A 19,626-nucleotide genomic window follows, 5' to 3' on the forward strand; every position below is an offset into this window, starting at 1 on the left:
TGCCCGATAGAAAAAACAATGCCCAAACGCACTGACATCTCCTCCATCCTCGTCATTGGCGCAGGCCCCATCATCATCGGGCAGGCGTGCGAGTTCGATTATTCGGGCACGCAGGCGATCAAGGCGCTAAGGGAGGACGGCTACCGGGTGGTGCTCGTCAATTCCAACCCCGCCACGATCATGACCGATCCGGACATGGCGGACGCGACCTATGTCGAGCCGATCACGCCCGATATCGTCGCCAAGATCATCGCCAAGGAGCGGCCCGACGCGCTGCTGCCCACCATGGGCGGGCAAACGGCGCTCAATTGCGCGCTGAAGCTGGAAGAGCAGGGCGTGCTCGAAAACTACGGTGTCGAGATGATCGGGGCCAAGGCTGACGCCATCGACAAGGCGGAAAACCGCCAGCGTTTCCGTGAGGCGATGGACAAGATCGGCCTGGAGAGCGCGCGCAGCGGCGTGGCGCACACTCTGGACGAGGCTCTGGAAGTGCTCGAGCGCACGGGTCTGCCCAGCATCATCCGCCCCAGCTTCACGCTCGGCGGGACAGGCGGCGGCGTCGCCTACAACAAGGCCGAGTTCGAGCGCATCGTGAAGAACGGCCTCGACGCCAGCCCCACCACTGAAGTCCTGATCGAGGAATCGCTGCTCGGCTGGAAGGAATACGAGATGGAGGTCGTCCGCGACAAGGCGGACAATGCGATCATCATCTGCGCGATCGAGAATGTCGATCCGATGGGCGTGCATACGGGCGACTCCATCACCGTCGCTCCGGCGCTGACGCTGACCGACAAGGAATACCAGATCATGCGGACCGCCAGCATCAATGTGCTGCGGGAAATCGGTGTGGAAACAGGCGGTTCGAACGTGCAGTTCGCAGTCAATCCGAAGGATGGCCGCCTGATCGTGATCGAGATGAATCCACGCGTCTCGCGCAGTTCCGCGCTCGCATCCAAGGCCACCGGCTTCCCCATCGCGCGCGTCGCGGCGAAGCTTGCGGTTGGTTACACGCTGGACGAGATCGAGAATGAGATCACCGGCGCGACCCCGGCATCGTTCGAGCCGACCATCGACTACGTAGTCACCAAGATCCCGCGCTTCGCGTTCGAGAAGTTCAAGGGGGCGGACAACCAGCTCTCCACCGCGATGAAGTCGGTCGGCGAAGTCATGGCTATCGGCCGGAACTTCAAGGAGTCGCTGCAAAAGGCGCTGCGCGGTCTCGAGACCGATCTGGACGGTTTTAACCGCATGCCGGAGCTGGAAAATGTCAGCCGGGACGTGGTGGTTGCCGCGCTGAGCAAGGCGACGCCAGATCGGCTGCTCAAGGTCGGCCAGGCCTTCCGCGAAGGTTTCACCGTCGATGAGATCCACGCGATCACGCATTACGACAAGTGGTTCCTGCGCCATATCGAGGAGATCATCTACGAAGAGCGGATGATCGGCGAGGATGGTTTGCCGAACGATGCCGATGGCCTGCGCCGCCTGAAGGCGATGGGTTTTTCCGACAAGCGTCTGGCGACGCTCGCCGTGCGGTCCGTCGGCGTGGCAGGCGGCATGGGCGAAACGCAGGCCAAGCGCTCCGGCCTGTTGCACGACGCGCTTCGGGCGATGGCGGGCGCAACCAGCGAGGACGAGGTTCGCAAGCTGCGCCAGAAGCTGGGCGTGCTGCCGGTCTACAAACGCATAGACAGCTGCGCCGCCGAGTTCGAGGCGATCACGCCTTACATGTACTCGACCTACGAGGCGCCGAGCTTCGGTGAGGCGGAGAACGAGGCGTGGCCTTCGGATCGCGAAAAGGTCGTGATCCTGGGTGGCGGGCCGAACCGGATCGGGCAGGGCATCGAGTTCGACTATTGCTGCGTCCACGCCTGCTTCGCACTGGCGGAGGCGGGCTACGAGACGATCATGGTCAACTGCAATCCCGAAACGGTTTCGACCGATTACGATACGTCCGACCGCCTCTATTTCGAGCCGCTGACGGCCGAGGACGTGCTCGAAATCCTGCGTGTCGAGCATCAGAAGGGCACGCTGAAAGGCGTGATCGTGCAATTCGGCGGGCAAACCCCGTTGAAACTTGCCGATGCGATCGAGAAGGCGGGCATCCCGATCCTCGGCACCAGTCCCGATGCGATCGATCTGGCGGAAGACCGGGAACGGTTCGCCAAGCTGGTCAACAAACTGAAATTGAAGCAGCCCGACAACGGCATCGCCTACAGCCGTGACGAGGCTTTGGCCCGGGCGCACTACATCGGTTACCCGGTGCTGCTGCGGCCCAGCTACGTGCTTGGCGGCCGGGCGATGGAGATCGTCGATTCCGATGCCCAGCTCGACGATTACATCGCCACTGCGGTGCAAGTGTCCGGCGACAGCCCTGTGCTGGTCGATCAGTATCTGCGCGATGCCATCGAATGCGATGTGGATGTGCTCTGCGATGGAGACGATGTCGTGGTCGCGGGCGTCATGCAGCATATCGAGGAAGCCGGCGTGCACTCCGGAGACAGCGCCTGCTCGCTGCCGCCCTACAGCCTCTCCGACGAGATTGTCGCCGAGCTTGAACGCCAGGCGGAAGCCCTGGCGCGCGCGCTCAAGGTGCGCGGCCTGATGAATGTGCAGTTCGCGATCAAGGATGACGAGGTCTATCTGATCGAGGTCAATCCGCGTGCCAGCCGCACTGTGCCCTTCGTCGCGAAGGCCACCGGATCGCAAATCGCCAAGATCGCCGCGCGTGTGATGGCGGGTGAGAAGCTGGTGGACCTTCCAAAGGTGCGCCGCCAGCTCGATTACACGGCGGTGAAGGAAGCGGTGTTCCCCTTCGCGCGTTTCCCTGGCTCCGACCCGGTGCTGACGCCGGAGATGAAGAGCACCGGCGAAGTCATGGGCATCGATGCCGATTTCGCCACCGCCTATGCCAAGGCGCAGATCGCGGAAGGCACCAACCTGCCGAGCGAGGGCACGCTCTTCGTGTCGGTAAAGGACGGCGACAAGCAGCATATCGTCGAGCCGGTCCGCCAGCTGATCGAGCATGGCTTTAAGGTCATCGCGACCGGCGGCACGCAGCGCTACCTCGACGAACAGGGGCTGGATGTCGAGCGGATCAACAAGGTTGCCGAAGGCCGCCCGCATGTGGTCGACCGGATGAGCGATGGCGATGTTGCGCTGGTGTTCAACACCACCGAGGGCTGGCAGAGCCACAAGGACAGCCAGCCTATCCGCGCCACCTCGCTCGAAATGAAGATCCCCTACTACACCACCGCAGCGGCTTCGGCGGCGGCGGCGCAGGCGATCGTATCGGTTTCGGCGGATGATCTTGCAGTCAAGAGCCTGCAGGACTATTATAGCGGCGAATAACAACCTCGCCTCCCCTCCACATTCGGTCCTGACGACCCGCGCAATGCGCGGGCAAGGGTCGTTTTGACGGGATGCCCAGACAGAGACGGGAAGACCAATGCAGAAAGTGCCGATGCTGGCGGAGGGCTACGAAAAGCTGACCGCGGACCTCAAGGCATTGCGCGCGGAGCGCCCGAAGATCGTCGATGCGATCGAGGAAGCGCGTGCGCATGGCGATCTCTCCGAGAATGCAGAATATCACGCCGCGAAGGAACGGCAGGGCCAGGTCGAAGCGCAGATTGCCGAGCTGGAAGACAAGACCAGCCGCGCGCAGATCATCGATCCCAAGACGCTATCTGGAGATCGCGTTGTCTTCGGCGCGACCGTCACCGTGCTGGACGAGGACGACAAGCCGTTGAAATACCAGATCGTCGGCCAGGCGGAGAGCGATGCCAAGCAGGGGCGTATTTCCTACGAAAGCCCGCTCGCACGAGCGCTGATCGGAAAGAGCGAAGGCGACGAGGTCGAAGTCACCGTGCCCAGCGGCGACAAGTTCTACCTTATCAAGAAGATCCAGTTCGTCTGATCGCAGACGAATGTCGGATACGAAAAGCCCCGCAGAAGCGGGGCTTTTTTGTATCTTTGCTGCGTTATTTGCCGGGCAGGCTCGGTTCGAGCAGCTTGTGCAGGTGGACAATCACATATTTCATTTCCGCATCGTCCACGGTGCGCTGCGCCCAGCCGCGCCATGCCTCTTCGGCCTCGGCGAAGTTGGGGAAGAAGCCGACCACGTGGATGTCCTTCAGATCCTGAAATTCGACGCTGCGCGGATCGGTGACCCGGCCGCCCATCACGAGGTGCAGCAGCTGTTGATCGTCGGACATCGGCAAATTCCCTCGGCGTGACTGGAAGCAATTGCGCGCCCTATCGGGAAAGCCGACAGGGCGCGCAAGTGGTTATCGGATCGAAAGGCGCCGCTTACTTGCGACCCAAGGCCCGTGCGATGGCCTTGCCCGTCTCGCGGCGCGCGATGCGGGCGGCATCCGCTGCATCTCCGCCAGTATGTTTCGCGCTGCGCTTGAGCGAGCGAGCACGATCTCCGGCGGTATCGGCGAGATCTTCAGCCTTGCGGGCACCCGAGCGCCCCAGATCCTGCGCGTCATCCATCAGTTGCGAGGCGAAACCGCTAGCGATTTCGGCACCCACGGCGGCCAGGCCGACGGCTTTCGTTCCGCCACGCACTGCGGCTTGGCGCGGACCCTTGAACATGCCGGCGATCAGTACGCCGAGAGCGACGCCGCCGACGGCCGATGCGATAGGGTGTTTCTTTACGAAATCGGTGAAAGCCTCGCCAGCATCGGAAGCGACCTCGGTCGCGCGCTCGGTGTAGGAGCGAGAGCGTGAAGCTTCGCGTTCCTGCGCCGCCGCGATGCGCGCCTTAATTTCCTCGCGCTTTTCCTCGGTGGTCGGTGTCGTCTTGGTGGTGGGGGTCAGATCTTCGGGTTTCGTTTTCGTATCGCTCATAGCGTATCTCCGGAATGCAATGTGTCTTTGATCGAACGGGCTTTCGCCCTGACTTGTTCCGCCAGGCCCTGCGGCTCCTCGCCATGCAGCACTCGGTCCAGCGCAGCTTCGATGCGATCGCGGAAAATCCAGGCTGTAACGCCCGCGATCGCGAGCGCGAATACGCTGCCTACCGCTCCCGAATTGTCGGAGACGAACTCGTTTGCTTCCTCCGCCAGTCCATCCGCGCCTTCGCGCATGCGAGACATGAGGCGGGAACCGACGCTCTCCTCTTCGACATCGCCCCGCAGATTGCGGACGTCATTCTCGACCAATCCCTTGGCAAGGTCGCGCATCGCACGATCCGCTTCCAGCTGCGCCTTCAAATCGGTCATGTCTCGTCGCTCTCATTCATGGCAGCCGATGCCTCACTGAAATTTCGTGCTGCGCGGCGCGCCAAAAGAAACGCAAAGAGCAGCCACGCTAAAACGACAATCGCGGTCGCACCCCACGCAGTCACCAGAGGGGTGAGTGCTATAATCAGGCCGACCGTCAGCCCTATGGTCGCGAGCACACCGCAGAAAACGGCAACCGCTCCGAACGCGATGCCTTTCTTAACGCGATCGGTCACAAAGCCCGCGCGCGTTTTCTGGTATGTCAGCTCGGCGGAGACGTAAGTGCGCGCATCGTCGATCAGAGCTTCGATATCGTCGAACAGCGAATGCCTGACCTCTGGGGCTACATCGTCTTCCGCGATAGTCGACGAAGCGTCGTCCGGAGGATCAGGCAAACTGACAGTGCCATCGTCCGGCGGCCTCACGGCTGCCGTGTCCTGTGGCGAAGCCACCTCGACTTAGCGAAAGAGGCGAGCGAAGAAGAAGCCGACAACCGCCGCCAGGCCGACAGCAGTCGCCGGGCTTTTACGGATAACTTCCCGGGAATCGTCGGCCAGTTCGTCCAGGCTCTTTTCATCGAGCTTGCGGGCGTTGTCCTGCAGGCTCTTCGAGGCGCTGCGGGCATAATCGCCATACTTTGCGCCCAACTTCTCATCGAGCGTCGGCGCGTTTTCGTCGATCACGCGCGACAGGCCGGAAAGCGCTTCGCTGGCCTTGTGCTTGCCTTCATCAGCGAGCTCACGGCCCTTGGTCTTGGCTTCTGCCGACCAGTCTTCGCCGCGATGCTTGGCTTCGTCGCGATACTGGCTCGCCCGCAGCTTGGCTTCATCACCCAGCGCAGCCGCGCCGGCCTTCGCTTCGTCCAGCGCGGCATTGAAGCGCGACTTGGCTTCCGCAGTGTTGGGGGAGGGGGGCGAAGCGTCTGTGGTGGCGACCGTCTCGGTCGCGCCGTCCGTCGCCGCGACTGTCGCGGTGGTCGGCTGTTTCGCTTTGGTGGTGGGCTTCTTGGCGGCCATATCGTTTTCCCTTCTTTGCGAGGGTCGTGTCCCCCGCCTCGTGTCTGTCCACGGTAATGTATTATAGACACAATACACCCGTCTTCAAGAAATCAACGCATGTTGCAGTGCAAGGTTCCGGCTTCTAGGACACGCGAAACAACGGCCAACACGACCCGACAGGAGCCTTCTTTCCATGACAGCAATCATCGACGTCCACGCCCGCGAAATCCTCGATTCCAGAGGCAATCCCACAGTGGAAGTCGACGTGCTGCTGGAAGATGGCAGCATGGGCCGCGCAGCGGTGCCGTCGGGTGCGTCCACCGGCGCTCACGAAGCGGTCGAATTGCGCGATGGCGATGGCGCGCGTTATCTTGGCAAAGGAGTGACGAAGGCAGTCGCCGCGGTGAATGGCCCGGTGGCCGATCTGCTGCTGGAAATGGACGCCGAGGATCAACGCGATATCGATCTCGCCATGATTGCGCTCGACGGCACGTCCAACAAGGGCAAGCTGGGTGCGAATGCCCTTCTCGGCGCGAGCATGGCGGTGGCCAAGGCCGCCGCCTCTGCGCGCGGCATGCCCCTCTATGCTTATATCGGCGGCGTTTCCGCCCATACGCTGCCGGTGCCGATGATGAACATCGTCAATGGCGGCGAGCATGCCGACAATCCCATCGATGTGCAGGAATTCATGGTGATGCCGGTCGGCGCCGACAGCCTGGCCGAGGCGGTGCGCTGGGGCAGCGAGATTTTCCATACGCTGAAGAAAGGCCTGGCGGACAAGGGGCTGTCCACTTCCGTCGGCGACGAAGGCGGTTTCGCGCCCGATCTCGCCAGCACGCGCGATGCGCTTGATTTCATCATGGCCTCTGTACAGAAGGCAGGCTTTACGCCGGGTAAGGATGTGGTGCTGGCGCTGGATTGCGCGGCAACCGAATTCTTCCGCGACGGCAAGTACGAGATTTCGGGCGAGAACCTCTCCCTATCCCCGCATGAAATGGCGGAATATCTCGCCAAACTGGCCAGCGATTATCCGATCAAGTCCATCGAGGACGGGATGGGCGAAGACGACTTCGAAGGCTGGAAAGCGCTTACCGACATGGTGGGGGATCGGGTGCAGCTCGTGGGCGACGACCTTTTCGTCACCAATCCCGACCGACTGCGGATGGGCATCGACAAAGGCCTCGCCAATTCTCTGCTCGTCAAGGTCAACCAGATCGGCACGCTGTCCGAAACGCTGCAGGCCGTCGATATCGCCCACCGCGCGGGCTACACGTCGGTGATGAGCCACCGCAGTGGAGAAACCGAGGACGCGACCATCGCCGATCTCGCCGTCGCCACCAATTGTGGACAGATCAAGACCGGCTCGCTCGCCCGTTCGGACAGGCTGGCGAAATACAACCAGTTGATCCGGATCGAGGAAGAACTGGGCGACAGCGCCTTTTACGCCGGGAAAGGCTGCTTCGGCCGCCTGGCCTGACGCAGCGGGCTTCAGAGCACGCGGCTGCGATATTCGGGAGGCGCCATCCAGCACATCTTCCGCTTGCCGAACCAGCGGTAGCGATTTCGCGCGACCAGCCGGTAGACCGGATCGCGAATAGCCCGCGGCACAATGCGGGCAAGGCCGGCCATCTTCCACGGCCAGCCGAGGCCGTACCAGATCGCCAGCACCGCGTCACTGTTCTTCAGCACGCGGTCGCCATCGACCAGCAGCAGGGTTTCCGGATCTTGCGGATCGATACCGTGACGCCGAAACAGCGCCGCGCCGACATCGCCCTGCATCGATGCGAGGTGGAACCGCTCGGCGCGGTCATGGGTCAGGATGAACTCGGCATTGGCGGAGCAGAGCACGCATTCGGCATCGAACAGAATGATCGGTCCGTCCGGCAGCGCGGACAGTCCGCTTGCGCCCACCGTTCTGCCTGCCGAATATGCGTCCTCGGCCCGTGCCTGTCCCTTACCTGTCCCTTGCCTACCCCTCATGGGACCATTTTTCCGCAGTGGGATGGCTGTGCTTCTCTACGCCATGCCATTTCGATGTGATCCGATGTGATCATGCGAACTGTTCGCGCAGTTCCAGCATCCGGATCGCCGCCTGCGCCGCTTCGCCGCCCTTGTTCTTCTGCGCGGGATCGGCGCGAACGAGTGCTTGGTCTTCGTTCTCCGTGGTGAGGATGCCGTTGCCAATCGCGATTCCGTCCATCGTCAGCGCCATGATCGCCCGCGCGCTTTCGCCGGCGACGATCTCGAAATGATAGGTTTCGCCCCGGATCACCACGCCGATGGCGACGAAGCCGTCATATTGACCATTTTCGGCAGCGAGCGCGATCGCTCCCGGGATCTCCAACGCGCCGGGCACTGTGACGACCTCGGCACTGTGTCCCGCCTTTTCGAGCGCCGCCTTGGCACCGTCGATCAGCATATCGTTCAAATGCGCGTAGAAGCGCGCTTCCACGATCAGGAAATGGGCCAAGTTCTTACTCCGGAATGGGATGGTGGCCGACGATGTTGAGGCCATAGCCCTCGATCGCGACGACATTGGGTTGGGAATTGGTGAGCAGGATCATGTCGTGCACGCCGAGATCGGCAAGGATTTGCGAACCGATGCCGACATTGCGCAACTCGTCATCGGCAGACCAGTTGCGGCTCGCGCCGACGCGGCCCGTCAGGATGACGATCACGCCTGAGCCGTAATCGCCCACCGCCTGCATGGCGCGTTGCAACGTGCGCTTGCGCGGGCCCGGCTCACCCAACACATCGTCGAAGACGGAGATCGGATGGACGCGGGCGAGGGTGGCCTCGCCTTCGGTCACGCGGCCTTTCTGAAGGACATAGGCCTCGTTGTCGGAGACCTTGTTTCGATAAGTCGTCAGCCGCCATTGGCCACCGTAATCGCTCTCGAAAGCGCGTTCCTCGCCGCGTTCGACCAGGTGATCGTGCCGCATGCGATAGGCGATCAGGTCGCGTATCGTGCCGATCTTCATGTCGTGCTTGCGCGCAAAAGCGATCAGATCGTCCAGGCGAGCCATCGACCCGTCATCGTTCATGATTTCGCAGATGACGCCGCTCGGATTGAGGCCAGCCAGCCGTGAGATATCGACCGCCGCCTCGGTATGCCCGGCGCGCACTAGCACGCCGCCCGGGCGCGCGGTCAGCGGGAAAACATGGCCGGGGGTCACGAGATCGTCCGAGCCTTTCGCGCTGTCGATGGCCACCGAGATGGTGCGCGCCCGGTCCGCGGCGGAAATACCGGTAGTCACGCCTTCCTTCGCCTCGATCGACGTGGTGAAAGCGGTCTGCATGCTTTCGCGATTGTTGCGGCTCATCGGCTGCAGGCCAAGCTGCTTCACGCGTTTCTGGTCGAGCGAGAGGCAGATCAGGCCGCGGCCATGCGTTGCCATGAAATTGACGGCAGCCGGGGTAGCCATCTGGGCCGGAATGATAAGGTCGCCCTCATTCTCCCGGTCCTCATCGTCGACCAGGATATACATGCGACCGTTGCGCGCTTCCTCGATGATCTCCTCGATCCCGACGAGGACGGGGGTATCGTCGTTCTCGGTCAGAAAGCGGTCGAGCTTGCTCAGCGTCTCGCTCGTCGGATTCCAGTTCGGCTCCGTGCAATCGCGTAGCGTGTTCGCATGAAGACCGGACGCGCGGGCGAGGCCGGCTTTGGTGAGCCTGCCCGAGTCAATAATTTCGCGCACCTTGTTAATTGTTGTATCGCTCATGCGGCTCACATATCACATCAAAATGTGATCGCAAGGCCATCATATCACACCAGTGTCGCAATAATCTCCTTGCCCTCACACCAATCCGACCCCATTGAGGAGAGGCAAGGGGCACCTGAGGGACACCTAAGGGGCGCTGACGGCCATCTAGAGCATTCGAAACACGCGTTCATGCACATGCCCCAATCCGCCAATCCTGCGCTCATCGAGGCCTTCCGCAATTCCATGCGCCACGTCGCGGCGACGGTCTATGCCGTCACCACGAGCCATGAGGGGCATCATTGGGGCATCCTTGCCACTGCGGTCAGCTCCCTCAGTTTTTCCCCGCCGTCGCTACTGGCCTGCATCAATCGCGACGCTTCGCTGCATGAGCCGATGGCGCAGGCCGAGAAATTTTGCGTGAACGTGCTGGGACTTGGCAATCGCGACGTCGCCGATCATTTCATGGCGTCCGCTGCCGACAGGTTCGCCGTCGGCGAATGGGAGGAGCATCAGGGCGTGCCCGTCCTCGCCTCTGCGCAGTCCAGCCTGATTTGCGAAGTCGCTGACCGGCATACTTTCGGCACACACACGATTTTCATCGGCGCCGTACTGGAAGCGAACCATCGGCAGGATGCGACACCGCTGACGTATTTCGATCGCAACTACATCGATATCAGCGAAGCTCCGCAGCGGGATCGGCGGGGCTAGTCCAGAGGGAGCTCGCGCAGCGCCAGCAAATGTCCGGGCCAGGTCGGGCCGGATGCCGTCGGCAGATATATTGCAATTTCGCGCTCGATAATTTCCGCGCGCCGCTCGCGGCGCGGATGATCGGACCGAAAGGGCAGGCCGCTGGCGAAAGGTTCGCTCGCTCCCGAACGCCAGAATTGCGCGGCTGCCATCGGATCGAGTCCTGCATTCGCCAGAAGATGGACGGACAGGCGGTCGGCCTCCACTTCCGCCGCGCGAGCAGCGGTTGTGGTTTCGCCTAACTCGGCTTTTCGCCTGCGGTGGTCGAGAATGGAATGCGCCAGTTCGTGCGCGAAAACGGCGGCGAGTTCTGCATTTGTAAGCGACCTCGCGAAATCCATGCGTATCTGGATGACCTGCCCATCCGATCGCGCGCGCGGCGTATCGGCGGCGGTGATCTCGACCAGGGCGCGGCATCCCACCGCGGTGTCGAGACGATGATCCTGCATTTCCCCGTCGCGTCGTATCCTGAGAGCAAGTGCGGCATCGCCAGGTTGCCGCGCGATTAGATCGAAGGCGGTCTCCCTTAGGTGTTTACCCGATGCGGCGGTTTGCGGCACCGGCGTGTCGCCGATCGACACGATGGCATCGCCCGGTCGCAGATCGGCTTGGGCCGCTGGAGAGCCAGGTATCACGACGAGAATTTCGATTGGTCCATTGGCAAAGCCATCCGACCGTCCCTCGCCGCGATATTGGTCAACGCTGTGCAGGATGATGCCAGGAAGCGGCATGGTTCTAGCGCAAAGACCCGCATTCGCTTCAAGCATGCGGTCCGCCAAGACGGCCAAGCGAAGATCCTGTGTCGCCAACGCATCCTGCATCGGCGCGGCCTGGGCGAGCGACACTAAAGGCATGATCGCTACCAGTGTGTTCAGCAAGAACCCCATGCCAGAGGGATGCCGAGCATCAGCCCGCGGATCAAGCGAATGCAGCAGGTATGGTCTTGATCTGGACCTTGTCGGACAAGCCGACGCACCTCCTTGATCGTCGGGAGTGGAGCGGCTCTCGATCCCAAAAGCTTAACGGACGATCTCTGCCGCAGGCCGACACTATAATGAGCTCGCCTCGCGGCGCGCCCGCCTGTGGCTGGGGCAAAAGGTGGTAAACAGGACATATACGAGTGAGCCGTAAAGTGAGAAATCCGCGAAGCGTTGTTAACCTTTTTAAAAGTAGTTTTCCCTAATCCGCAGTTATGGAAAAACTATACAACCGCTTGGGTCTCGCCTCCGCTTCAGCGCTTGTGTCATTGATAGCGCTCCCCGCCGCCGCACAGAGCGTCGAGGCCGGGACGATCATCGAGAACACCGCGCGGGCGACTTATACTACCGATGACGGCGCAGCGACGGTAACTTCCAACACTGTCGAACTCGCCGTGGACGAGTTGCTCGATGTGACGTTGACGTCCCTCGACGGCGCTCCGATTGGAGCGACGCCGGGCAGCGCCACGCTGACATTCGATTTGACCAATACGGGCAATGGCCCGGAAGCCTTTCGTCTGACGGCAAACCCTTCGGTGGCAGGCAACGACTTCGACACCGTCGTGGATTTCATCGCGGTCGATCGGAACGGCAATGGCGTTTACGACGATGGCATCGATCAAATCCTGACGGGCCCGGAAACGACACAGATTCTGGCGCAGGATGAGTCTCTCACCGTCTTCGTCGTCGTCGATGTGCCGAATACGGTAACCGACGGCCAGCAAAGCGATGTCGAGCTTCGTGCGGATGCCGTGACCGGCACCGGCACACCGGGCACTGTGTTTGCAGGCCAGGGAGTCGACGGAGTCGATGCGGTCACGGGCAATACCAGCGCCGCGGCAACGGCCTTGGGCTCGCTCATTGCGGGCATAACCACCGTCGAACTCGTGAAGAGCCAGTCCGTCGCCGATCCGTTCGGTGGATCCACCGTCGTTCCTGGATCGACGATCACATACACGATTACGGCAACGGTATCGGGCAGCGGCACGGTCAGCGATCTGGCGATTACCGACGCGTTTCCCGCTGGCACGACCTACTCTCCCAGTACGATCACGCTCGAAGGCGCCCCGTTGACCGATACGGCGGGCGATGACGCGGGCGAAGTGACGGCGAGCGGGATTGTCGTTGAGCTCGGTACGCTTTCAGGCGGGACCACGCAGGTAACCACCTTCGATGTCGTGGTCGATTAATTCTCAAATATTAAAAAAGATGGGTCTGCAAGTCATGAACCTTTTTACGAAATTCGCATGTTGCGCTTTGCTCCTTTCCAGCGCTCCGGCAGCGATTGCACAGGATCAGCCAATCACATTGGAAGGCGACGTGAAGGCTGTCGTCGAAACAATCGACGATACCGGCGCCGTTCAGATCGAGCTGGTCGAGCCGGGCACGATTGTCCCCGGCGATCGCCTGGTCTTCGGCACCAATTATTCCAACACTGGCGGTGAGCCGGTGGAAACCTTCGTGATGACCAATCCGCTGCCGGCACCTGTTCGTCTGGCGCCCGATGCCGATCCTGCGCTCATCGTCTCCGTGGACGGCGGCGAGAGCTTCGGTCGGCTTGCCGATCTGACGGTAGCGGCGGACGACGGCTCGTCCCGCGCTGCCGAGCATCGCGATGTAACGCATATTCGCTGGACCCTGTCCGTGGTCGAACCCGGCCAATCGGGTCGGCTCGAATATCCCGCAATCATCCGCTGACCAGCGGCCGATAACCGCCGAGCCCTGCGGGCGGTCTGATTGCAGGGCACATTCCGAGGACCAGAACAATGAAAAGCAACAGGCAATTGCTTGGGGCGGCGAGTGCGATTGTGCTTGCTGGCCTCATAGCAACGCCGGCGATGGCTCAGGAGACCGCCGCCGGTTCCACGATTACCAACACAGTGACGGTCGACTTCCAGGTCGGCGGCGTCGCGCAGACGGCTGTCACCGATAGCGACACGTTTACGGTCGATCGCAAGATCGACGTGACCGTGGCGTCGGTCGGCGCATCACCGAACGTCTCCGCCGGGCAGACAGGCGTCGTTCGCCAGTTCACCGTTACGAACGACTCCAACGCCACTGTCGGCTTCGCGCTTACGGCGCAGGGTGCAGCAGGCGGCGGCTACATACCGCAAAACGTCGTCATCTTTGACGATATCGATGGCGACGGCGAATATGATGCCGGTGAAGAAATTACCTTCATCGACACGCTTGGCCAGGATGAGACCAGAAATGTCTGGGTCAAGTTCGACGTTCCGAACACGGCAACGAATGGGCAGGCGACCGACATCATCCTCGTAGCCAATGCACACGAGGCCGACACGGGTGCCATCGGCGCTGAGATCGAAGCGACCACCGGTCCGAACGATCCCGATGCGATCGACACCGTGCTCGCCGACGGCATCGGCGTTGCCGGCGTCGACGCAGCGAATGCTGGCGATCATGCTGACAGTCACACAGTTGCGGTCAATGCGGCCGATATGAGCGTGCAGAAATTCAGCACGGTCGTGTGGGACCCCGTCAATATGACGACCAATCCTAAAGCCATCCCGGGTGCCCGAGTGCAGTACTGCATCGCGGTCACCAACGCTTCGGGTGCGGCGACGGCCACGAACGTGGTCGTGGACGACGACCTGCCTGGTGAGGTGACGTTCTTCCCTGACGCCTACGGCACGACCGGCGATGTCATCGTCGACGGCACGCTCAGCGGTGGCCTTTGCACCGGTGGTAGCGAGGTCGACGGATACACCACGGCCGATACGAACGTGAACGAAAGCATGTCGGATATCGCCGGCGGCCAGACACGCACGCTCTATTTCACGGTCACGATCGATTGATCCGGGCTGGAACGGACTGACCGGATAACGACATGACCTTCATACGGTCCTCGATGCTTCAGGCGGCAGCAGCGCTACTCATAGCGCTGCTGTCGTTTGTTGTGCTCGAAGGATCGGCCAGCGCGCAGACAATCACCAATGTGGCTGAAGCGCGCTGGGACCATGAAGGTCGTTCGTTCACCGGCCGGTCCAATCTGGTCGAATTGCGGACTGATCGCACGACATCGCGAGTCCGGACCTATGTTCCGGGCACCGATACCCCTCTCACGTATTTCCCTTCTTTCTGCGCGGCGTCCGGCGGAACTGCCACGCCATCCGGCGGCGCCGCCGTCGGAGCAAATGCCGTGGAAACCGGCCTCCTGGTTGCAGGACAGGATCTGCTGTTTGCGGTCGAACTGCCTGCGGCAAATCTCGATGCATCGGCCGTCGAAACTGTCGATGTCGTCCTCTCCAGTAACAGCGGGGACCGCGAGGAACTCACCGTCTACGAAACATCGGCGAATTCCGGCGTATTTATGGGCAGCATCTCGACGCGGCGGATGCCGCCGGCCCCCGTTCGGGGCGACTGCCGTCTGAGCCTCGAAAACGGCAATGCGATCGTCATCGACGTGCTCGCGCGCGATGGAAGCTCTGTCATCCTCACGACGACGATGGATGTGCTCGCCGATCCTTTCGGTGTCGTTTTCGATAGCGAAAGCGGACAGCCGGTAGACGGCGCGACCGTAACTCTCGTCGACGCAATCACTGGTCAGCCAGCACGGGTTTTTGCGGCGGATGGCGTGACGCCATGGCCCTCCACCGTCATCTCCGGCGCACCAGTCACGGATGCTGCCGGAAACGTCACTCAAATGGACGCTGGCGAATTCTGGTTCCCCCTGACCAGCCTTGGCACATATCGCCTCGTGGTCACGCCTCCGGCGCCCTACACAGCGCCGTCCGCAGCGACGCCGGATCAGCTTTCACGCATAACTCGCCCGGACGGGCGCGCATTCGTGATCAGCGACGCCTCCTATGGCGACACGTTCAGGCTGGACAGCCCGATTCCCGTTCAGGTCGATATCCCGCTCGACCGGCCGGGCGTTTCGGTTTCGCTGGTCAAGACGGCGTCGCGCGATCAGGCGCAGCCGGGCGACGTGATTTTTTATTCGCTTACCGTTCGTAATCCAGACAGCGCAGCGAAGAACGGCGTCGTCCTGACTGACGTTGCGTCCCCCTATCTGCGATTGCGCCGCGATACGATCCGCATCGATGGAGAAGAGGCAGGAGGAGACGTCATCGACATTTCCGATGACGGCCGGACGATCGCGCTTAACCTTGGCGACCTCGCCGCAGGTGCGCAGCGCCGCGTGACATATGCCATGACGGTACTACCCGATGCACCCGCAGGTCACGCCGAAAACTTTGCTTTTGCTATCGATTCCATCGGCCGCCGCGTCGAAACCAGCGCATCGGTTGAAGTCTTGCGCGACACGATTGCGGGACGCATGACGATTATCGGCCGCGTAACAGCTGGTCCGTGCTCGCTGACCGACGATATGGACCGCATCGGTATTCCCGGCGTGCGCGTGATGATGGAGGACGGCAGCTTCGCCATCACCGATATCGATGGTCGCTACCACTTTGACGGCGTGGTTCCGGGAACACATGTCGTCCAGGCGTCGCGGATGACCTTGCCCGAAGGCGGCGAATTTACCGACTGCACGCGCTCGAGCCGTAGCCAGGGCAGCGCAATCACCCGGCTCGTGACCGGCCGGGGTGGCTCGCTGGCAGTCGTCGATTATCACGCAACCGTTCCGGCAGACACTCTTGGGACCCTTCGTGCCATCACGGCTCCGATTGTCACGATAGAAGATGCCGGTTTCGAAATCATCGAAGGAGAACAAACGGATAGCACTGCAGACTTGGCCGGGACCGTTGAGGCAGTAGAGCTTCAGGATGCCGATCGGTTCGATTGGCTCTCCTTCGGCGATGGCGAAATCGACTGGCTGGCTCCAGCCATCGATGCCAATCCCCGCGTTCCATCCATCAGGGTCGCCATCCGCCATCGCCGCGGACAGACGGTGACACTGTTCGTCGATGGTGAAGAAGTGAGCCCGCTTTCCTTCGAAGGCGTGATGCGCCCTGCCGAAGGACGCTGGGAAGTCAGCCACTGGCGCGGCATCTCCTTGGCGGGAGGACGAACCGAATTGACCGCTCACATCATGAGCGGAGCCGGCAAAGTCGTCGCGGAACTCGAACGCGAGGTATTCTTCACCACGATCCCGGCAAGAGTGGAGCTTGTGCCTGAGCAATCGGCCCTTGTCGCCGACGGGCGGACTGCACCGGTGGTCGCTGTTCGCGTGCTTGATGCCGCCGGGCGCCCCATTCGTGAAGGTGTTTCGGGGGAACTCAAAATCGGTGCACCGTACGAGAGTGCCGAGCAGGTCGCGCGCCAGCAGCTCGACCAGCTGACCCGTCGCGGACCGGCCTCGGCGCGCTGGACGGTTACCGGCGCAGACGGGATTGCCTTCATCGAGCTCGCCCCAACAATGGTAAGCGGTTCACTTAGTCTCGATTTCCGCTTCGACGACGGGGAAATCGTCCGCGAGCAGCAGCTCGAGGGTTGGATCGTGCCCGGCGATATCGAATGGACCGTAATCGGCCTTGCCGAAGGCACGATCGGTGCACGCTCGGTTGCCGACAACATGGAGCGAACCGGCAGTTTCGACAGCGACCTCGGTGACGATGCCCGCGTGGCCCTGTACGCCAAGGGCCGCATCCTCGGCCGCTACCTCGTCACCCTTGCTTACGATAGCGCTGCGCAGGAAGACGATGCTCGCCTGCTCGGCACGCTCGACCCGAATGCATATTACACCGTTTTCGCCGATGGTTCGAGCCGGCGTTTCGATGCCGCTTCACGCGAAAAGCTCTACGTTCGCATCGAAACTGCCAGCTTCAACGCGCTGTATGGCGATTTTGAAACGGGCTTCGATGATACGCGCCTGCTTCGCTACCAGCGGGTTGCCACCGGTATTTCTGCAGAAGCGCGTCAGGGTCAGGTAAGCCTGCGCGCTTTCGGTGCAGAAATCGGCACGCGCTTCCGCCGTGATGAGATACAGGGGCAGGGTATCTCCGGTCCCTATACGCTTTCCAGCCGCGCGATTATCCCGAATAGCGAGACCGTAACTCTCGAAGTCCGGGACCGCTTCCGCTCGGAAATCATCGTCGACAGCCGCACGCTGACGCGCTTTGCCGATTACGACATCGACTTGCTTTCCGGTACGATCAGGTTTCGTGAGCCTATGTTAAGTCGCGACTTCAATCTCAATCCACAATTCATTGTAATTGCTTATGAAGTTGATGAGCTGGGTGATGGTGAGATCAATGCAGGCATTCGTGCGGAATGGACAAGCCGGGACGGAGCCGTTCAGGTCGGCACTACGGCTGTCACCGACCGCGGGGACGGTGCGCGGACGCTGATGGGCGGCGTCGATCTTCAAGCACAACTCGATCCAAATACCGAACTGCGCGCCGAGCTGGCAGCCAGCCAGACCGATGGCGATACGGCAACGGGCTGGCTGATCGAGGCGCAGCATCAGACTGGCTCGCTCGACATCATCGCCTACGCTCGCGAAACAGAGGCCGATTATGGCGTCGGGCAACAGAATGGCGTAGAACTTGGCCGCCGGAAGCTCGGCGTCGATAGCCGCGTCCGCTTCGGCGACGATCTGACGGTGCTTGCCAGCCTTTGGCAGGATGACAGCCTCGCCGACGCCGCACGTCGCCGCGCCGCGCAGGTCGAACTCGGCTACACCACGCAAGCGACGGATTTCCGTCTCGGTCTCGGCCATTTCAATGATCGCCTTCCGGACGGAACGACGAATACGTCGACCGTAATCGAGGGCGGCGTTACGCAGCGCGCCATGGATAATCGCCTCGAGCTAAGTGCCAGCACCAGCATCGCGCTGGACGATGCGGAATCAGTAGATTTGCCGGCCCGCCATCGCCTTGGCGCTCGCTATGCCATCACCGATGATGTGCGCATCGTCGGTCAATATGAACTCGCCGATGGTGTGGATTTCACGAGTTCCTCGCTCCGCGGTGGGCTGGAATTCACACCATGGCTCGGCGGCCAATTCAATGCCAGCGTGGGCGAGCAGGACATCTCCGAGCTCGGCACGCGCAGCTTTGCTGCCTTCGGCCTCGCGCAGACACTGCAGGTCAATGCGGAACTGAGCGTCGATGCGACCTTCGACAGCAACTGGACGATCGACGGCGAACCGAGCGTCGCGGATGTGGTCAACACGCTCCAGCCGGTTGCCAGTGGTGGGCAGTTCGGTCCGGGCGGGAGCCTTTTTGAAGAATTCACCGCCGTTACCGCGGGCGCGGCATGGCGTCGCGAGCGCTGGAGCGCCACGGCTCGCGGCGAATATCGCGATGGCGAATTTGCCGATCGTACCGGCTTTACTGCCGGTCTTGTCCGACAATTGGGCGAAGGTCGCGTGCTTGGTTCCGGCCTGACGTGGACGCGCGCCAGCGGTGCCAATGGTACGGAAACCGAAATTTTGGATGCGGCGCTGGCCTGGGCGCATCGCCCCGCTGACTCCGAATTCGCTTTCCTCAGCAAGGTCGAATACCGCAGCGACGAGGTGCGTAATGCCAGTGCGGGCGAAGCCGGCCCCGTCGGTCGCACTGCGCTGACGGTGGAAGGCGATGCCCGTGCCAGCCGACTTATCGGCAGCGTTTCTGCAAATTGGTCGCCGCGTGCCGAGAAAGATCGGGACAACGATGAACAGGCGATGTTCACACGTCGCAGCGAGTTCGGAGCCTTCCTGGCGGTGCGTCACAATTTCGATCGCTTCGAAGGTTTCGATCTTTCCAGCACGTCCCTCCTCACCGGCCTCGATGCGCGTATCGGCCTTGGCGAACGCTTTGAAGTGGGTGCCAGCGCGACTCTTCGCACCGATCTCGAAGGTGGCTATACGAGCTACGCGTTTGGGCCGAATGTCGGCTTCGTGCCGGTCGAAGGCGTGCTGTTAACCGTGGGCTACAATGTTGCGGGCTTCGACGATCCGGACTTTTCTGCCATGCGCAATATCGATGAGGGTATTTTCGCTGCTGTGCGCATGAAGATCGATGCCGACACTTTCGGCTTCCTGGGGCTTGGCCGATGAGAG

At 61.7% G+C, this 19,626-nt stretch carries 17 protein-coding genes; 8 read left to right on the forward strand and 9 right to left on the reverse strand.

Annotated elements, in window-relative coordinates:
* Nucleotides 1-18 precede the first annotated feature (18 nt).
* A complete protein-coding gene (carB, locus tag D6201_RS02740; protein ID WP_120047304.1) occupies nucleotides 19-3,348 on the forward strand; it encodes a carbamoyl-phosphate synthase large subunit in 3,330 nt (1,109 codons plus the stop codon).
* Between the two features lie 97 nt (nucleotides 3,349-3,445).
* Nucleotides 3,446-3,913, forward strand: coding sequence for a transcription elongation factor GreA (gene greA, locus D6201_RS02745; protein ID WP_120047305.1), 468 nt, complete (start codon nucleotides 3,446-3,448; stop codon nucleotides 3,911-3,913).
* Nucleotides 3,914-3,977: 64 nt separating this feature from the next.
* On the opposite strand, the gene D6201_RS02750 is transcribed toward greA, so the two are convergent.
* The 5 genes from D6201_RS02750 to D6201_RS02770 form a co-directional block, all read right to left on the reverse strand.
* Nucleotides 3,978-4,211, reverse strand: coding sequence for a DUF4170 domain-containing protein (locus D6201_RS02750; protein ID WP_120047306.1), 234 nt, complete (start codon nucleotides 4,209-4,211; stop codon nucleotides 3,978-3,980).
* A gap of 94 nt (nucleotides 4,212-4,305) precedes the next feature.
* A complete protein-coding gene (locus D6201_RS02755; protein ID WP_120047307.1) occupies nucleotides 4,306-4,851 on the reverse strand; it encodes a hypothetical protein in 546 nt (181 codons plus the stop codon).
* A complete protein-coding gene (locus D6201_RS02760) occupies nucleotides 4,848-5,225 on the reverse strand; it encodes a hypothetical protein (protein WP_120047308.1) in 378 nt (125 codons plus the stop codon). The genes D6201_RS02755 and D6201_RS02760 overlap by 4 nt, the downstream gene beginning before the upstream one ends.
* Nucleotides 5,222-5,650, reverse strand: coding sequence for a phage holin family protein (locus tag D6201_RS02765; protein ID WP_165853477.1), 429 nt, complete (start codon nucleotides 5,648-5,650; stop codon nucleotides 5,222-5,224). Before D6201_RS02765 ends, D6201_RS02760 begins: the two co-directional genes overlap by 4 nt.
* A gap of 33 nt (nucleotides 5,651-5,683) precedes the next feature.
* The gene (locus tag D6201_RS02770; RefSeq protein ID WP_120047311.1) at nucleotides 5,684-6,241 is read right to left on the reverse strand and encodes a hypothetical protein; all 558 of its coding nucleotides are present in this window, start codon (nucleotides 6,239-6,241) and stop codon (nucleotides 5,684-5,686) included.
* A gap of 175 nt (nucleotides 6,242-6,416) precedes the next feature.
* Between D6201_RS02770 and eno the strand changes: the two genes are divergently transcribed.
* Complete coding sequence (gene eno / locus D6201_RS02775) at nucleotides 6,417-7,700, forward strand: phosphopyruvate hydratase (protein ID WP_120047313.1); 1,284 nt, start codon at nucleotides 6,417-6,419, stop codon at nucleotides 7,698-7,700.
* A gap of 11 nt (nucleotides 7,701-7,711) precedes the next feature.
* Here eno and D6201_RS02780 read toward each other — a convergent pair whose 3' ends face one another.
* The 3 genes from D6201_RS02780 to ribB all read right to left on the reverse strand — a co-directional run bounded on the left by D6201_RS02780 (nucleotide 7,712) and on the right by ribB (nucleotide 9,948).
* Nucleotides 7,712-8,203 (reverse strand): thiol-disulfide oxidoreductase DCC family protein, encoded by a 492-nt coding sequence (locus tag D6201_RS02780; RefSeq protein WP_120047315.1) that lies wholly within the window; start codon nucleotides 8,201-8,203, stop codon nucleotides 7,712-7,714.
* A gap of 70 nt (nucleotides 8,204-8,273) precedes the next feature.
* Nucleotides 8,274-8,693, reverse strand: coding sequence for a 6,7-dimethyl-8-ribityllumazine synthase (gene ribH / locus D6201_RS02785; protein WP_120047317.1), 420 nt, complete (start codon nucleotides 8,691-8,693; stop codon nucleotides 8,274-8,276).
* Between the two features lie 4 nt (nucleotides 8,694-8,697).
* Nucleotides 8,698-9,948, reverse strand: a complete 1,251-nt coding sequence (ribB, locus tag D6201_RS02790; RefSeq protein WP_120047318.1) for a 3,4-dihydroxy-2-butanone-4-phosphate synthase — start codon at nucleotides 9,946-9,948, stop codon at nucleotides 8,698-8,700.
* 171 nt (nucleotides 9,949-10,119) lie between these two features.
* Here ribB and D6201_RS02795 point away from each other — a divergent pair, with 171 nt between their 5' ends.
* A complete protein-coding gene (locus D6201_RS02795) occupies nucleotides 10,120-10,638 on the forward strand; it encodes a flavin reductase family protein (RefSeq protein WP_120047319.1) in 519 nt (172 codons plus the stop codon).
* On the opposite strand, the gene D6201_RS02800 is transcribed toward D6201_RS02795, so the two are convergent.
* A complete protein-coding gene (locus tag D6201_RS02800; RefSeq protein ID WP_120047321.1) occupies nucleotides 10,635-11,564 on the reverse strand; it encodes a M48 family metallopeptidase in 930 nt (309 codons plus the stop codon). The genes D6201_RS02795 and D6201_RS02800 overlap by 4 nt on opposite strands.
* A gap of 353 nt (nucleotides 11,565-11,917) precedes the next feature.
* Here D6201_RS02800 and D6201_RS02805 point away from each other — a divergent pair, with 353 nt between their 5' ends.
* The 4 genes from D6201_RS02805 to D6201_RS02820 all read left to right on the forward strand — a co-directional run bounded on the left by D6201_RS02805 (nucleotide 11,918) and on the right by D6201_RS02820 (nucleotide 19,623).
* Nucleotides 11,918-12,844 carry a hypothetical protein gene (locus D6201_RS02805; RefSeq protein WP_242447395.1) on the forward strand — a complete coding sequence of 309 codons (927 nt, stop codon included), beginning with the start codon at nucleotides 11,918-11,920 and terminating at the stop codon, nucleotides 12,842-12,844.
* Between the two features lie 130 nt (nucleotides 12,845-12,974).
* Nucleotides 12,975-13,352 (forward strand): hypothetical protein, encoded by a 378-nt coding sequence (locus D6201_RS02810; RefSeq protein ID WP_242447396.1) that lies wholly within the window; start codon nucleotides 12,975-12,977, stop codon nucleotides 13,350-13,352.
* A gap of 140 nt (nucleotides 13,353-13,492) precedes the next feature.
* A complete protein-coding gene (locus D6201_RS02815; RefSeq protein WP_165853478.1) occupies nucleotides 13,493-14,470 on the forward strand; it encodes a DUF11 domain-containing protein in 978 nt (325 codons plus the stop codon).
* Nucleotides 14,471-14,502: 32 nt separating this feature from the next.
* The gene (locus tag D6201_RS02820; protein WP_242447397.1) at nucleotides 14,503-19,623 is read left to right on the forward strand and encodes a hypothetical protein; all 5,121 of its coding nucleotides are present in this window, start codon (nucleotides 14,503-14,505) and stop codon (nucleotides 19,621-19,623) included.
* Nucleotides 19,624-19,626: the final 3 nt, after the last annotated feature.

This window comes from Aurantiacibacter aquimixticola (genome assembly GCF_003605475.1).
Taxonomy (GTDB): Bacteria; Pseudomonadota; Alphaproteobacteria; order Sphingomonadales; family Sphingomonadaceae; genus Alteraurantiacibacter; species Alteraurantiacibacter aquimixticola_B.